Annotated in this window: 11 protein-coding genes and 10 tRNA genes; 1 reads left to right on the top strand and 20 read right to left on the bottom strand. The window is 45.6% G+C overall.

Annotation, left to right across the window (positions count from 1 at the left end; all coding sequences use genetic code 11):
* Positions 1-379: 379 nt before the first annotated feature.
* The 10 genes from ectB to ppc form a co-directional block, all read right to left on the bottom strand.
* Complete coding sequence (gene ectB, locus FS818_RS21830) at positions 380-1,663, bottom strand: diaminobutyrate--2-oxoglutarate transaminase (RefSeq protein WP_145334664.1); 1,284 nt, start codon at positions 1,661-1,663, stop codon at positions 380-382.
* Positions 1,650-1,817: a hypothetical protein gene (locus FS818_RS21825; protein WP_260989943.1), complete on the bottom strand. Its 168-nt coding sequence runs from the start codon at positions 1,815-1,817 to the stop codon at positions 1,650-1,652. Before FS818_RS21825 ends, ectB begins: the two co-directional genes overlap by 14 nt.
* Positions 1,818-2,530: 713 nt before the next feature.
* On the bottom strand, positions 2,531-4,363 hold the full coding sequence (gene glmS / locus FS818_RS21820; protein ID WP_145334662.1) for a glutamine--fructose-6-phosphate transaminase (isomerizing): 1,833 nt from the start codon (positions 4,361-4,363) through the stop codon (positions 2,531-2,533).
* Between the two features lie 155 nt (positions 4,364-4,518).
* Complete coding sequence (locus FS818_RS21815; protein WP_145334660.1) at positions 4,519-4,755, bottom strand: hypothetical protein; 237 nt, start codon at positions 4,753-4,755, stop codon at positions 4,519-4,521.
* A gap of 374 nt (positions 4,756-5,129) precedes the next feature.
* Positions 5,130-6,470, bottom strand: coding sequence for a phosphoglucosamine mutase (gene glmM / locus FS818_RS21810; RefSeq protein ID WP_145334658.1), 1,341 nt, complete (start codon positions 6,468-6,470; stop codon positions 5,130-5,132).
* An 80-nt stretch (positions 6,471-6,550) separates the two neighbouring features.
* Positions 6,551-8,053: a CdaR family protein gene (locus FS818_RS21805; protein WP_186375566.1), complete on the bottom strand. Its 1,503-nt coding sequence runs from the start codon at positions 8,051-8,053 to the stop codon at positions 6,551-6,553.
* Complete coding sequence (gene cdaA, locus FS818_RS21800) at positions 8,046-8,885, bottom strand: diadenylate cyclase CdaA (RefSeq protein ID WP_090924354.1); 840 nt, start codon at positions 8,883-8,885, stop codon at positions 8,046-8,048. The genes FS818_RS21805 and cdaA overlap by 8 nt, the downstream gene beginning before the upstream one ends.
* A 290-nt stretch (positions 8,886-9,175) precedes the next feature.
* The gene (locus tag FS818_RS21795) at positions 9,176-9,790 is read right to left on the bottom strand and encodes a zf-HC2 domain-containing protein (protein ID WP_123065969.1); all 615 of its coding nucleotides are present in this window, start codon (positions 9,788-9,790) and stop codon (positions 9,176-9,178) included.
* Positions 9,791-9,925: 135 nt separating this feature from the next.
* Positions 9,926-10,492 carry an RNA polymerase sigma factor SigW gene (sigW, locus tag FS818_RS21790; protein WP_090924356.1) on the bottom strand — a complete coding sequence of 189 codons (567 nt, stop codon included), beginning with the start codon at positions 10,490-10,492 and terminating at the stop codon, positions 9,926-9,928.
* A 254-nt stretch (positions 10,493-10,746) separates the two neighbouring features.
* A complete protein-coding gene (gene ppc / locus FS818_RS21785) occupies positions 10,747-13,539 on the bottom strand; it encodes a phosphoenolpyruvate carboxylase (protein WP_145334654.1) in 2,793 nt (930 codons plus the stop codon).
* Between the two features lie 579 nt (positions 13,540-14,118).
* Between ppc and FS818_RS21780 the strand changes: the two genes are divergently transcribed.
* Positions 14,119-14,478 carry a WGxxGxxG family protein gene (locus tag FS818_RS21780; protein WP_145334652.1) on the top strand — a complete coding sequence of 120 codons (360 nt, stop codon included), beginning with the start codon at positions 14,119-14,121 and terminating at the stop codon, positions 14,476-14,478.
* 252 nt (positions 14,479-14,730) lie between these two features.
* On the opposite strand, the gene FS818_RS21775 is transcribed toward FS818_RS21780, so the two are convergent.
* The 10 genes from FS818_RS21775 to FS818_RS21730 all read right to left on the bottom strand — a co-directional run bounded on the left by FS818_RS21775 (position 14,731) and on the right by FS818_RS21730 (position 15,604).
* A tRNA-Gly gene (locus FS818_RS21775) sits at positions 14,731-14,801 on the bottom strand.
* 11 nt (positions 14,802-14,812) lie between these two features.
* Positions 14,813-14,886: transfer RNA gene (locus FS818_RS21770), tRNA-Pro, on the bottom strand.
* Between the two features lie 16 nt (positions 14,887-14,902).
* A tRNA-Arg gene (locus tag FS818_RS21765) sits at positions 14,903-14,979 on the bottom strand.
* A gap of 6 nt (positions 14,980-14,985) precedes the next feature.
* Positions 14,986-15,060 (bottom strand) — tRNA-Gly (locus FS818_RS21760).
* An 11-nt stretch (positions 15,061-15,071) separates the two neighbouring features.
* Positions 15,072-15,152: transfer RNA gene (locus FS818_RS21755), tRNA-Leu, on the bottom strand.
* Positions 15,153-15,164: 12 nt separating this feature from the next.
* Positions 15,165-15,237 (bottom strand) — tRNA-Lys (locus tag FS818_RS21750).
* A 9-nt stretch (positions 15,238-15,246) separates the two neighbouring features.
* Positions 15,247-15,321: transfer RNA gene (locus FS818_RS21745), tRNA-Gln, on the bottom strand.
* 8 nt (positions 15,322-15,329) lie between these two features.
* A tRNA-Val gene (locus FS818_RS21740) sits at positions 15,330-15,405 on the bottom strand.
* A 44-nt stretch (positions 15,406-15,449) separates the two neighbouring features.
* Positions 15,450-15,521: transfer RNA gene (locus FS818_RS21735), tRNA-Glu, on the bottom strand.
* Positions 15,522-15,531: 10 nt separating this feature from the next.
* Positions 15,532-15,604 (bottom strand) — tRNA-Thr (locus FS818_RS21730).
* Between the last annotated feature and the right edge of the window lie 77 nt (positions 15,605-15,681).

Below are 15,681 nucleotides of genomic sequence, written 5' to 3'. Positions count from 1 at the left end.
CAGCCGTACCTTCGCATTTTGCAACGGAGTTGCCTTGATTGAAACCTATGTTAAAGGGCATGGATACACTCTATGTACGATTAGTGCATTCCCCGCAGCCCTAATGTGGATAAGTCAAGATCAGGCTGCGGGGTAGTGATCTTTTCCCGGGCGATTACATGTGAAGATGGTGTTTCATGTTGCTCTCAAAAATGCTTTGTATTAGATGAATGGGTTAGCTCTAGAATCAGCAGTAAATTCCCCTGTTACCTGACGGTGCCAAGGAATTTTCGATTGAAATATTCCTATGGGAACAAAATTCATCTTCAACACCAGATTAAGCGCCGCCCCCGGCAGAAGTACTATTCCTTTGCCAGGGCAGCTGTCAGTCTGATTAAGCTTAGGTCGTTACCAGCAAACGCTGGGTCTCTTGTGAGATCACCTGCTGAATACTAGATTTGATAATATCGCAACCAGCAGCCAGATTCTCCATGGAAACCGTCAGCGGAGGCATAATCTTCAGGACGAGGTCCCCTCTGCCAGCCCTTTCAATAATCAGTCCGTTCTCGAAACTGATCTCCGACATCCGCTTCGCCCCTGCTTCATCCGTAAAGCCGGAAACGTCAATGCCCCAGATCAGGCCGATCCCGCGGATAGTGATGGATGGATGTAGAGGTTTGATTTCTTTATCAAGGAAAGAGCGCACGAACTCTTCCTTCTGCTTCACTTGTTCTTCCAAAGATGTTCTATCCCGAAACTCAAGAGCAGCCTTGGCAGCCACAAAAGCAAGCTGGTTGCCGCGGAAGGTACCATTGTGTTCCCCTGGCGTCCAGAGATCCAGTTCAGGCTTCAGGAGCAGGAGGGACATTGGCAGGCCGTACCCGCTGATCGACTTTGACAGTGTAACCAGATCCGGCTCAATCCCCGCACGTTCGAAGGAGAAGAATTCTCCAGTTCGGCCGCAACCGACTTGAATCTCATCGGTAATGAGCAGGATATCGTGCTTGCGGCAAATCTGTTGCAATCCACGTAGCCACTGTGCTTCAGCGACATGAATGCCACCTTCAGCTTGAACTGTTTCCAGCAGAATGGCAGCCGGTTTATCAACTCCGGAGTGGGAATCCGTTAGAATATTTTCAATATAACCAAGTGTATCTATCTCTGCGAAAGCTCCACTCGGATGTGGTATGAATGTAACTCCATCCAGAGGAAGCCCCGCTCCTTCCCTCATCGACTTAGAGCTTGTTGCCGAGAGGCTGCCAAGTGACATACCGTGGAAACCACCCATGAATGCAAAGATGCCGGTTCTTTTCTTCGCCTTGCGTGCAAGCTTGAGTGCCGCTTCCACCGCATTTGTACCCGTCGGACCGCAGAATTGAAGCTTGTAATTCAGCTTCTTTGGCTCCAAGATCCGTTCCGAGAAGCTCTGGATGAATTCGCGCTTGGCCATTGTGTACATATCGAGACCATGCATAATCCGATCGGAGGTCAGATAATCTAGAATCCGACCTTTAATATAATCGTTGTTATGACCATAGTTCAGTGCTCCAGCACCTGCAAAAAAATCAATGTATGCTCTTCCATCCTCAGCATATAACAGGTCTTCCTTGGCCCGGTCGAATACTACCGGAAAGCTTCTGCAGTAAGATCTTACGTTAGATTCCAGCTTTTCAAAAATGCTCACGCGCTTCATCCTCCATCGTAATTGGGATAAGGTTAGCTTCATTCTTTCTGAAACTTCTGGCGTCATCGAGCAAAAAATTCTTGGCTGTCGTTACCACAATTGTCGGTCCTCGCATGCCGGCTTGCTGGGTATCCAGTAGACTGGTCTCTCGCACACAGCTTAGGTATGTATAAAAACCCACCAATTCTATTTTTTTCAATAATTGGAAGGTCGACCTGCGTAGAATTATATCAAATTTCCAAAGAATGTATAGTAAAATTTTGGTTAAATTAGATCTTTGAAGTATAAATCGTTAATATTTTGCCTTAAATTAACACAATTAGGAGGGAAATAAGCAGAGTTTGTCATCAATCGAGGAATTTAACAGGAGTAATTTACCAATTTCACGAATGGTAATAATGGTATATATTACCTACATGTTCTCTATCAAAACTCCGAATCCTTTCACTTTACAAAAATTTAACATGATTGTCCTAAATTGATCTCGTTACCTTATGTAAACAGAAGAATGTAAGAAGTTATACTTTTCATTTTAATTTGCTTTTGTTTTGTAAAGATTAGCAGATCTAAAAATTACATTGATGTCGCTTTAACAACTATTTTACGAAGTGCATTTACTTGCGATTTCCATACGTGGAAGGCTCCCTCTTCTTCTTCTGGCTTTGTCTCCTTCTTTCATTTTCACTACAACGAATAATTAAGGCTGTATAGTGTATTTTTGAGAACTAAAAAAGGAAGCCACGAGTCAATCTCTCGGGCTCCCTTTTCGATACTAAAACCATTTATCATACCATACGATTCAAATCTCTTTTACTGGTTCATACCTTTCGATCCTGACACTCTTGTTTGTTCATTCAAGCCAGGATTTTACTCAACCGTTACACTTTTCGCCAAGTTACGCGGTTTATCGACATCGTGACCCAAAGCGAGGGAAGCGTAATATGCCAGCAATTGCAACGCAACAACAGACAGAGCTGGGCTTAGAAGTGGCAATGTCTTAGGAATCGCAAACGCCTGGTCAACGGATTTAAGCAACGGAGCTACGTGCTCTTCGTACGTAATCGCCAGTACGTCTGCGCCACGTGCTTTTACTTCTTTGATGTTACTTACCGTTTTCTCCAGTACGTTCTCCTGTGTTGCCAAGGCAATAACAGGGATACCGTCTTCGATCAACGCGAGTGTACCGTGTTTCAACTCACCTGCAGCATAAGCTTCAGAGTGAATATAAGAGATCTCTTTCAGTTTCAACGATCCTTCTTGAGCTACCGCGTAATCAAGACCACGGCCGATGAAGAAGAGATGTTGATGTTTAGAGATTTGCTCCGCATATCCTTTGATTGCATCTGCCTGCTTCAGCATGGATTCCACTTGCTCAGGCAGTGCTTGCATCGCTGCCAAAGTATGTGCAATCTCATCCTGTGTTTGTGTACCACGTACTTGTGCAAGGTACAGACCAAGCAGGTTGAACGCGATCAACTGGGAAGTGTAAGCCTTAGTGGAAGCCACTGCGATCTCTGGTCCAGCCAATGTAGCAATTACATCGTCTGCGTCACGTGCGATCGAGCTACCCACAACATTTGTAATCGCCAGTACATGCGCACCGTTAGATTGAGCTTCACGCAGTGCTGCCAGCGTATCTGCTGTTTCACCGGATTGGCTCACTACAATAACAAGTGTATCTTTGTTTACAATTGGTGAACGGTAACGATACTCGGAGGCTACATCCGTTTCAACCGGAATACGCACCAATTGCTCAATCACTGTACGTCCAACCAGACCTGCATGGTACGCCGTACCACATGCAATAATCTGAATGTTACGAATATTTTTAATTTGCTCTTCTGTCATTTTGAGCTCAGGAAGTTGCACTTTCTTGCCTTCATTGTCGATGCGGCCCAGCATTGTATCACGATATGCTTTTGGTTGCTCATGAATCTCTTTCAACATAAAGTGCTCAAATCCGCCTTTTTCCGCGGTTACCGCGTCCCAATCGACACGAATCATTTCCCGAGAAATAAAATTGCCCTCAATCGTCATCAATTCGACAGCATCATGTGTCAATACAGCCATTTCACCATCATTCAGAATGTACACATTACGTGTATGTTCCAGAATTGCCGGGATATCGGAACCAATGAAGTTCTCGCCTTCACCAACACCAATAATCAATGGGCTAGCTTGACGCACAGCAACGAGTTTCTCAGGCTCATGCTCTGTCAATACACCCAGTGCGAATGCACCACGCAACAACGTAATCACTTTTTGCACAGTTTTAACAATGTCACCATTGTATTCACGTGCAACCAGGTGAGAAATGACTTCAGTATCCGTCTCGGAAGTAAACGTGTGACCTTGGGAGATCAGCTCATCCTTCAGCTCCAGATAATTCTCGATAATCCCGTTATGCACAACGGAGAACTTCTGGCTTCCATCCGTATGTGGATGGGAATTCTCGTCCGATGGTTTACCATGCGTAGCCCAGCGAGTGTGTCCGATTCCGGCATTACCTACCAGCGGAGCACCATCCAACTTTGCTTCAAGGTTCGCCAAACGTCCAAGAGCTTTCGTAATTTGCAGACCTTGCGGTGTAAATACAGCGATCCCTGCAGAGTCATAACCACGATACTCGAGCTTTTTCAATCCCTCGACCAATACCGATTGAGTGTTCTTATTACCAATATATCCAACAATACCGCACATAATTTAGTTCCTCCGTTTGTATATGAATACTGTGTCTGGAAGAGAAACAGGCAGAGGTGGACGTATTGGAAAATGATAGATTGCTTACCGTATCATGAATATCATTTCCTATTCAGTTATCAATGATCAGAAGGCCTTCTGCCGCCCTGTTGTGTTCATGCTCTATTACGAATGCAATCATGAATGTACATCATTTTCCCGTCCGCGCACTGTTTACGCTCTTCGCGCACATTCATTTTAAATTTTATCTGATCCTCTGCACCTACCGGCGCGTTGTGTGGACAGTCACCCATCCATTTTCCGCAATCCGGTTTACGGCTCTGGTGCATCACCGGGAGGTCCCCGCCGAACAATCCGAACACCTCCACCTCGTCAGCTTGATTGCCGTCCATGTTGACCATATTCTCTCCTGATTAGCAAAAGAGACATTGATCAACATGCGTCCCGCGCAACTCCAAGCTCTGGCGCTTGTGTAAACTGTAACCTTACAATCCTCACTTTCCGTGTCTGAATGACGACTCCACTCATTATATGCACCTTAAGTCCATTTTGCAATGGAGCAAAGTACCTGTAACCATTTCAGCATATTTACCCACGCTCCTGGCCAAATAATCAGACCCATAGTCTTATCTGGCCAGGACGCAGGAACAATGAATGAATCGTTAATATATGGAATTAAAGCAGTCTCTGTATAACCATATGCCAAGAAATCAATTTTGTGAAAAATAACACTCAAATCGCATGACAACAAGTTTTTCTCCGGAGACTATACCAGTTCTTTCTGCACAACATCAGCAATCTGGGATACAAACTGCTCCAGCTCATCCTTATCTGGCCCTTCAGCCATAACACGGATCAGGGACTCGGTGCCCGATGCACGAACAAGCACACGACCATTATCCCCCAGTTTTTCTTCTACTGCGGCGATCGCTTCTCCGATGGCAACATTGCCTTCGTATTTGCTCTTGTCTTCAACGCGAACGTTAACCAGCACTTGCGGATACTGTGTCATGATTGCCTTCAACTCACTCAGCTTTTTACCTGAAGCTTTCAGTGTGTCGACGAGTTGAATCGCCGTTAGCATGCCATCTCCCGTTGTATTGTAGTCCAGGAAAATAACGTGACCCGACTGCTCGCCGCCCAGATTATATCCACCACGACGCATTTCTTCCATCACGTAGCGGTCACCAACAGCCGTTTTGGCTGTTTTCAGCGCAAGTTTCTCTGTTGCTTTGTAGAAGCCAATATTACTCATTACGGTAGACACCACCGTGCTATCTTTCAGCTTGCCTGCCCGATTCATCGCGTCTCCGCAAATACACAGAATAAAGTCACCATCGACTTCAGCACCCGTTTCATCAATAGCAATCAGACGATCGGCATCCCCGTCAAAAGCAAGACCAAGATCCGCTTGATGTTTCAGCACCTCTTGCTTTAGATGCTCTGGATGAGTCGAACCGCACTGTTCGTTAATGTTCAGACCGTTGGGCTCAGCGCCAATGGCAATAACTTCAGCCCCAAGTTCACGGAATAATTTTGGCGCCAGTTCATATGCCGCACCATTGGCACAGTCGAGTACAATTTTGAGACCAGAGAACGATTCAGACACAGTTGTTTTCAGATAATCCAGATAACGATAGCGAGATTGCTCATCCATCGTCACGGTTCCAAGACCTGCACCAACGGGGCGTGGCAATTCATCTTTTACCGCATCCATCAGTTCTTCGATCCGGTTCTCCGTCTCATCCGATAGCTTGAAGCCATCTCCACCGAAAAATTTTATACCGTTATCCTCAACAGGATTGTGGGAAGCCGAGATCATTACACCCGCGTCCGCTTTGAGCAAACGAGTAATATAAGCGACACCTGGAGTAGACACAACACCCAAACGAATCACGTCCGCTCCAATAGACAACAGACCCGCTACAAGCGCTGATTCCAGCATAAGCCCGGAAATGCGTGTATCCATGCCAATAACTACTTTGGGTCTTTCTACACCACCTGCAAGCATGTAACCACCACAGCGTCCGATGCTGTACGCAAGCTCCGCCGTCAACTCTTTATTCGCAACCCCTCTTACACCATCTGTACCAAAATATTTACCCATGATCTAACTCCTTCTATTTGCATCATATATGAGCACATCAGTATAATTTTAAAATTGAAAATAGATAAAAAATGGCTTCATTACGGATTAGAGCCTGATTTACTCCCGTTGTTGTTATTATTTGAACCGTTGTTTACACTACCGCGATTTGTTGCAGGACTTCCCTGCTGGCTTTGATCCTGCTGTTCCGTATTCGATTCGTTTTGCTCTTCTACAGGATCCGCGTTGGGTTGCCCATTCTCAACTTCGGCTGGTGATGGATCTGGTCCCGATGGATTATCCTCACCAGAGTTTTGCTCTGGAGGAGCAGTCGCATCCTCGGCTTTTTCACTGATTTTCACCGTGGCACTTAAATTATTAGACGCCTCATCCAGCTTGGCAAACCTGGGCAAATCAGCTTCCAGTTTAATCTCATGTGTGCCCACACCAAGTCCCTGGAGATTGGCTGTAAGTTTGATGTCATCACCACTGAGACCTTCAAGCATGGTTCTTGACCCACTTAGTGTAATGTTCTGTCCACCACTTTTAGGAGTAACCAACTCACCTTCCAACCCGTTCCCCGCACCAGTTAAATGAATCGGCACGTTGGGAAAGACTTTGGTCGTTGTTTCGACCTCATCATATGTGGACACCGTTACCTTGATCTGAATCGAACTAGGCTCGATTTTCTCAGAACCAGAGGGCGGCGTCAAGTCCACGTTAACTGTAGAGGTACCAGACTCCGTGAATTGCGCAAGATCAAGAGTAGCTTGGTCGTAGGACTGTATACCTGCAAGTGCTCCCTCACTCCCATAAATCGAGACTTCTTTCACGCTAGGCTCGACCGAGGAGAGCACCAGGCCCTCTGGTAACTGTCCTGAATATTTGATCCTCAAGGGAACTTTTGTGTAGGGCTGATTGACTGGTACTCGAACTTCGACCGTTTGAGGTGATATGGTTGCATTTTCGATCACTTTACCCTCAGCATCATATGCCTGAAGCTTCACTTTTTTCTGGATGACATCTTCCTTCGCATCTTTCACACTGACACTGCCCTGAACACTCACTACAGCATCAAGCTGTCCTTCCGGCAGAGTTACCTTAACTGGAGCGGATGGTTCAACCACAGGCGTTCCAGCCGTATATCCAGCCGAAGGCTCTCCTTCGGGTACAATATTCACGTTAAACGATTTGGTGCCCAACTTCTCTACATTCACTGTCACCATGGACGGTTCCATACTGACGACTTCAACGCCTGAAGGCAGATCAGGGACAAGCGGCAGTGTATTCGAACCATCCTTAACCTGACTCAAATCAACCAGAACCTTATAATCATCATTGGTAAAAATGGACGTCAGCATCGAACGCTGTCCTTTGATCTCCAGCCGCACCTCATCTGTGCTAAGTGAAGTAAGAACATAAGCATTACTATCCAGCCCATATGGCTGAACAGGCACAGTACGCTCCACAACCTTGCTCGATATCCCCGTTGTGATGGTTGGCGTAGTGGGTACCTCATCCAGATGAATCATGAACCAGAGAAGCAGGCTTACCGCCAGTGCAAGTATTTTCGCAAAGTTATTGTTATTAAACCATTTATCCATTGTTACGTCCCCCCTTCCGTTTCCAGAAGGTTGACCATGCATTCTTTTTGCTCAGATTGGAGGTCGGACGCAATTCCTCATACAGCTTGGCAATCAGCGACTCTTCCTTAATATCACGAACTACCTGTCCGTTCATCGCCAGAGAAACTTGCCCTGTCTCCTCCGAAACAACCAGACAGATTGCATCGGCCACCTCCGTTATTCCGATTGCCGCGCGATGGCGCGTTCCCAATTCCTTACTGATAAACGGATTCTCGGATAATGGCAGATAACAGGCTGCTGCAGATATTTGTTTCCCTTGAATGATGACTGCCCCATCATGGAGCGGCGTGTTGGGAATAAAAATGTTAATCATTAGTTCAGAACTGACAAGAGATTGCATCTTGATCCCGGATTCCGTGTAGTCATTCAGCCCTGTTTCACGCTCGAAGACGACAAGTGCACCAATTTTACGGCGAGACAAATAGTTAACGGACTTAATAATCTCACCAATTAACACGGTTAACTCTTCATCACTTGCAGCGGCCGAGCGCCCAAACAGCTTACCTCGACCCAATTGTTCCAAACCACGACGGAGTTCCGGCTGGAATATGATAAATACCGCAACAACCCCAAACGTAAACATCTGGTTCATTAGCCATTTAAGTGTATACAGATTTAGCCATGTGCTTAACGCCCAGATCAACACAAGGAACAAAATTCCTTTCAGAAGCTGAACCGCACGTGTACCCCGCACAAGCAAAATCAGTTTGTACATAATATAGGTAACGATCAATATATCGATAACGTCCTTAATGGACTCTTTCCACGTTAAGTCAGCAAAATAATTCATAAGCCAGCCCCCGCTATCCCCATTGATGAGTAAACTCTGATCTCATATTAACCATTTGGGATTTTACATAATCCCTTCTTCGCATTTATTCAATGCTTATCTATATGTAGTATGTTCTCATTACTATCTAGGTTATAACGTTACCGTTCATGTTGCAAGTTACTCCAGTCACAAACTGCATACAAGCTTCCTTTTCGCACTTTTTCTGTCATTCAGGCAATAAAAAAAGAGTACCCCACGCAATTTGGAGGTACCCTGCTTGGTATATACCCGTGAAGCTATACCCTGACTTAGCGGTATGCTACTTCATTTACCATATTGGTTATTTTGTACCAAAACCAATCCAGCGCCTGATCAATACTTTTTACCTGACCTGACACGTGCGCTGTAGAAGCTTGAAACAGTTGTCCGTCGATGACCGTCAGATTGCCATTCACATCACCATACACCTGAGCGGTTCCATTCTCTATCGTAAGATCGCCAGCAACTGACTTACCTTCTGGAACAATAACCGTGTTGCCTTGAATCACGAGCTGATCCAGACTGTTCCCCTTAACGACCATTTCGTTGTTCTGATTCCAGAAATTGAAGGCGCTAAAGAGCATCACGACCAAAAAGAAGGCTGCCGCCGTCAGCGCGGGATGTCCTTTGACCCATCTGAGCCATACTTGCTGTCTCTTGGGCTGTGGCAGAGCATTCATAATTCGATTGGTCAGCTCATCCGAGGCAGACGGTGAATAATGTTTCATGGCAAAGAGTAGCATTTCCGTCTGTTCCAACTCTTTAAAGCGCATGCGACAATCCGGACAGATCAACAAATGGCTTTTCAATTCAGTCTTCTGTTCCGGGGACAACGACTCATCCAAACATTCATGCATTAAAGAGACGGCCGAGTTGCAATCCATATGAGAGCCAATCCTTTCCTTAGACACTTAGTCCATGCACCTGCAAAAAGCATGCATAAGACTTGCATACATTTCATACGCATCCGTTTCGGATATGTTTCAAATAATTTTGCCCAAAATTTCGGGTGTTTGTGATTATAGCTTATATTCCAGTTTTTTGCGCAGAAAATCACGGCCCCGGTGCACCCTTGTCTTAATCGTTGTTACGGGCATACCTGTGACATCACTGATCTCCTGTAATGACAAGTCCTGTAAGTATCTCAATACCATAACAGACTTATACTTGGCTGGTAAGCTATCAATCGCCTCACGGATGAGGGTTTGTGTTTCGGAAAGCAGTGCTTCACTCTCTGGTGTTCGATCATCACTCGGAAGCATCGCGTAACCATCAGATCCTTCCTGATCATTCAGCTCAGCATCTAGCGAGTAGGAAGGTTTCTTTCTACGTAACCGGTCGATGCACAAATTCGTTGCAATCCGATAGATCCAGGTCGAGAATTTCTGATTCGGATCATACTTTTCCATATTTCGAAACACACGCAAAAACGTCTCCTGAACAACATCCTCCGCTTCGTGACGGTTGCTCAGCATCCGATATGCCAAATGAAACAGCTTGTCCTTGTATAGTTCAACGATTTCTGCGAAGGCTCTCTGGTCTCCCTTGAGTACCAGCTTCACAAGCCTGTTCTCCAAATTGTCCACCCTGATTCCCCCAGACATGCTGATGGGTCTTCCGTCTTCTGATACCCGTCCACACTTGTAATTCACCAATCAAATCGTAAATCAACTTTGGTCAAAAATCAAGACTGTATGACAAATATCCTCCAAAAACAGTAAAAACGGGAACTCCCTGAGGAGTCCCGTCTAATCTCTCCTCTCATAAGAAGAGATGGATATTTAGTTTATTACATAAATCATTCATCATATGAGTATTGTGAATGATCTCTGATCATACATCAACCTGTATTCCGTAGTCCTGCTGCAATACCATTAATGGTCAACAATACTTCCCGAAGTAGTTCGGTATCATCCTCACCACGTTCACGCATATCACGCAGTTCACTGAGCAACTGTACTTGCATGTAGGAAAGTGGATCAACATACGGATTACGCAAACGAATCGATTCCTGAATCACAGGCACATCATCCAGAATTTCAGCTTCGCCTGTAATTTTCAGAATCAGCTCTTTGGTAAGCTTAAACTCCGATTCGATCTGACCGAAGATACGGTCACGAGCTTCTTTATTGGAAGTCATGGCCGAATACTCTTTAGCGATCACTAGATCTGCTTTGGCAACCGCCATCTGTACCGTATCAATCAGCGTACGGAAGAACGGGAAGTTAGCATACATGTCTTTCAGGACGTTCAGGTTTTCCTCTTTGCCCTGATAGTAACTTTGCAACCCCGTACCTGCCGCATACCATGCCGGAAGCAGGTAACGGCTTTGCGTCCAGGCAAATACCCAAGGAATCGCACGCAAGTCTTCAAACTTGTCACTGCCCTTCCGTTTGGATGGTCTTGAACCAATATTGAGCTCACCAACCTCCGGAAGCGGCGTAGACTCCTTAAAGAACGTGAAGAAGTCCGGGTCACGGAAAATGAGATCCTGATACTTCGTCAATGACACTTCCGAGATGTCTTTAATAATCTCATCCCAAGCTTGCTCAGACGCCGACTCTTGCGGCTCCAGACCGTTCAGAGCAGCTGTGATCAGCGCCGAAGTCGCCTGCTCCAAGCTGCGGTAAGCAATCCCTTGGAGAGAATAACGAGAAGAAATAACTTCACCTTGTTCGGTAATCTTGATCCCGCCGCCAATCGTATGGGGAGGTTGCGCTAGAATACTACGGTTCAGTGGCATACCGCCACGTCCCAATGCTCCACCGCGTCCGTGGAAGAACTTGAGCTTCACGCCATGCTCATTGCCCACAGCCGTAATCGCGTTCATCGCTACGCGCAGTTCCCAGTTTGCCGTAACTACACCGCCATCTTTATTACTGTCGGAGTATCCAAGCATAATTTCGTGTAACTCATTACGTCCAGTCACACTTGCACGATATATAGGTAAGTTAAACAACCGTTGCATAATGTCCGATGCTGCATGAAGGTCGTCAATCGTTTCAAACAATGGAACAGCTTGCAATGTAGAGATCACTTCACCGTTTGCCCCTTTGGAGAACAAACCAACCTCTTTGGCAAATACCATTACTTCAAGTAAATCACTTGCTCCCTGTGTCATACTGATCAAGTAACTCGTGATACAGCCTGTACCGAACTCATTCTGTGCGCGCTTGATTGCCCGGAAGACATCCAGACACTCTCTCGTTCCTTCCGTGTACTGATGGTAAGGAGAAGTAAGTGGTCTTGGATCATCCAGCAAACGAGAAAGCAGGTCGATTTTGCCGTCTTCTGTCAGACGGGCGTAATCATCTACAATATTCATTTTTGCCAAAATTTCCGACATTGCACTTTCATGCTCCTTGCTATGCTGACGCACATCGAGAGAAGCCGTATGGAATCCGAACAGTTCAACCTGACGAATCATTTTACGAACCGTTGTATCCGCTACATAGTCAGCAAAATGATGACGCAAGCTACGGTCGATAATCAACAGATCGTCAATCAGGCCTTGAGCGTTCTGGTAGCGATCCGGCTGACCAACCTTGTTCTCATCAAGAACATTGTTCAGTTTGGCAATCATGTAAGCCAGTTTAATGCGATACGGCTCTTTTTCATTACGCCAAATGTCCACTTTTTTCAAAGTAACACAGTTGCGATCCTGCTCAATCGACTGCGCCAGTTCATCCGAGATACGAATGATGTTGGTGCTGAAGCTGAGGTGACCCATAAGTTCAATCATAATCCGCTGATACTCACGCAAAGCGAGCTTGCGTTGCATCAGAAGTGTTTGCCATGTTACATCTGAAGTTACCGATGGATTTCCATCCCGGTCTCCACCAATCCAGGAACCGAAACGCAAATACGTCGGCACATGCCAGTCATGGTCTGGATAAAATTTATTCAGGCAACGTTCCAGTTCCTGATATACATCCGGAAGTACGTGGAACAACGTTTCATGAAAGTAATACATTCCGTTCCGCACTTCGTCGAGTACAGTCGGTTTGCGATCGCGAAGCTCATCTGTCTGCCAGAGCGTAATAACCTCATTCAACAGTTTCTCACGCAGTTGTTCACGTTCACGCAACGTCAGCGTAGGATTGTCCAGTAGCATGACATCTTCAGAAATCCGTTTATGGATATCCAGAATAACCCGGCGCATCGCTTCTGTCGGGTGAGCTGTCATCACGAGTTCCAGTGATAGATCATCCAGAATCTCCTCTACTTCGGTATGAGACAATCCACGTTCTTTTAGGTCCTGCACGGCCTTTTCAATCGAACCTGGCTGTACAGCATCTCCCGCGGAACGCTCATAATCCCGTTTACGCCGAATCCGATGGTTTTGTTCAGCAATATTAACTAATTGAAAATAAATAGCGAAAGCTCGAATAACCTGATGACGATTGTCCGAGTCTAATTCCTGGATCATCGTTTTGAACTCTTCATACAGTTCTGGCAAAAACTCTGCACGCAACGATTTGCTCGTTTCCCGAATCTTCTCAACGACATCTAGAAGCTCCGTGCCTCCTTGATGGACAAGAACTTCTCCGAGTATATTGCCCAGGAACCGCACGTCTCGCCGAAGCAGGTTGTTGGATTGGCTTTTGCTGGCGGTTACCATAGTTTCAGTCATGCTTATCCTCCCATCTGATCGTTCCATTCGTACACGTAAATTTGACACCTTCATAACATCATACAATAAAATGGTACGAAAATCTTTATTTTTCTACTAGTAAAAATGGGGATTATCCCCGAAATACATCACAAAAACACGCTTTTTTATTCATTTTCTTGTTCTGCTTCTACGAATAGCCATATGCTGTCGCATGATACCTTTTTCACGTACTTTTTACACCTTGAACATCTTATAACTAATCTAAAAAATTCATAATTATGCAGTCTGAATGTTCTAGGTTTAAAATACGGAAGGTGCTTTCAATTTTCCAGCTTTAGCATTCATTGATAAACAGACGTTCCAAAGAAACATGACCGGCAAAGCAAGCTTTTGTATACTTTACCACACTGACGCAATGAATTAAAGAGAAATTTCGATTTTCTAACACTTACCGTTGTCTTTTGACTTATTTCTTATGTATTTTATAGTAAATTTGTTTGTCCCCCATAACTTAACACTCCTCCTGCTACATAATGTTCTTGTGTATTTGGGCAGATTACTTGATAGTTCGTACAACATAAAGGAGGAGTTCACATCATGAAAAAAGCCACAACCATTATTGCTTCCATGTTAGTCGTTGCCGCAATGGCTGGTTCTGCAGGTGCTGAAGGCCATATGACCAACGGAATGGATACCAACGGTTCACGTGTCAAGTCTTATCAGAATAGCAACTACATGGACCGTACAAACAGCAACTTGAACATGAATATGGATGGTAACTATCGTACGAATGGTGATTACCGAAACAATGGGGATTACCGCACTAACAGTGTACGTACAAATGCAGCTACAACAACAGACCGCGACAACGGAATGGACTGGGGATGGCTTGGTTTGCTAGGATTGCTGGGACTGGCCGGTATGCGTAAGAGAGCAACTGATCATCACGAGCGTTAATTGATTGTATTTTTGTAAAAAAAGGACCTCCGCTCCCAAGCTGGTCATCACTGACCTTTAGCGTAAAGCAACTATAAAAGAGCCGAACCCATTGTGTGAAGCAACACACAACGGGTTCGGCTCTTGAATACATATAAGGCGATCTGTGCCTTAGATCGCCCCCTAACACGATATATCGACATTTCAGATTCGTTATCGAAATATGCAAAAAAGTCACTGCACTAAGTGCAGTGACTTTAATTTGAATCAGTAAGCGGGTGATGGGAATCGAACCCACGCTATTAGCTTGGAAGGCTAAAGTTCTACCATTGAACTACACCCGCATAAACAAAAATCGGGATGACACGATTTGAACATGCGACCCCCTGGTCCCAAACCAGGTGCTCTACCAAGCTGAGCTACATCCCGATATGAAAGGTAATCATGGCGCGCCCTGAGAGATTCGAACTCCCGGCCTTTTGATTCGTAGTCAAACGCTCTATCCAGCTGAGCTAAGGGCGCAAATATTGGAGCGGAAGACGGGAATCGAACCCGCGACCCTCGCCTTGGCAAGGCGATGCTCTACCGCTGAGCCACTTCCGCAAAATAAGGGATGCGCGTGGAGGGACTTGAACCCCCACGTCAAAGACGCTAGATCCTAAGTCTAGTGCGTCTGCCAATTCCGCCACACGCGCATGTAGTAAAAGTGAGTCATGAAGGATTCGAACCTTCGACACCCTGATTAAAAGTCAGGTGCTCTACCAACTGAGCTAATGACTCATATTAAGATGGCTGGGGATATAGGATTTGAACCTATGCATGACGGAGTCAAAGTCCGTTGCCTTACCGCTTGGCTAATCCCCAAAAATAGATGGTGGAGGCTGAGGGGATCGAACCCCCGACCCTCTGCTTGTAAGGCAGATGCTCTCCCAGCTGAGCTAAGCCTCCATCTTTGGGATGTTCATCCCTAATTAAAACATTAGATAAAACTATGACCCGTAGGGGATTCGAACCCCTGTTACCTCCGTGAAAGGGAGGTGTCTTAACCCCTTGACCAACGGGCCCCATTTGCAGAGCTCTCAACCGGGATCGAACCGGTGACCTCATCCTTACCATGGATGCACTCTACCTACTGAGCTATGAGAGCAAATGGCTCCCCGAACAGGACTCGAACCTGTGACAACTCGATTAACAGTCGAGTGCTCTACCAACTGAGCTATCAGG

It is taken from the genome of Paenibacillus xylanexedens (assembly GCF_007680605.1).
Lineage (GTDB): Bacteria > Bacillota > Bacilli > Paenibacillales > Paenibacillaceae > Paenibacillus > Paenibacillus xylanexedens_B.
The sequence above is the reverse complement of the archived record's forward strand: the minus strand, read 5'-3'. Positions and strand labels throughout refer to the sequence as shown.

What these genes read in the sequence shown, in the direction of transcription:
- FS818_RS21795 (WP_123065969.1), bottom strand. Translation starts at nt 9,790, where the DNA reads ATGGATTGCAACTCGGCCGTCTCTTTAATGCATGAATGTTTGGATGAG.
- FS818_RS21780 (WP_145334652.1), top strand. Translation starts at nt 14,119, where the DNA reads ATGAAAAAAGCCACAACCATTATTGCTTCCATGTTAGTCGTTGCCGCA.
- glmM (WP_145334658.1), bottom strand. Translation starts at nt 6,470, where the DNA reads ATGGGTAAATATTTTGGTACAGATGGTGTAAGAGGGGTTGCGAATAAA.
- FS818_RS21815 (WP_145334660.1), bottom strand. Translation starts at nt 4,755, where the DNA reads ATGGACGGCAATCAAGCTGACGAGGTGGAGGTGTTCGGATTGTTCGGC.
- ppc (WP_145334654.1), bottom strand. Translation starts at nt 13,539, where the DNA reads ATGACTGAAACTATGGTAACCGCCAGCAAAAGCCAATCCAACAACCTG.
- FS818_RS21805 (WP_186375566.1), bottom strand. Translation starts at nt 8,053, where the DNA reads ATGGATAAATGGTTTAATAACAATAACTTTGCGAAAATACTTGCACTG.
- cdaA (WP_090924354.1), bottom strand. Translation starts at nt 8,885, where the DNA reads ATGAATTATTTTGCTGACTTAACGTGGAAAGAGTCCATTAAGGACGTT.
- glmS (WP_145334662.1), bottom strand. Translation starts at nt 4,363, where the DNA reads ATGTGCGGTATTGTTGGATATATTGGTAATAAGAACACTCAATCGGTA.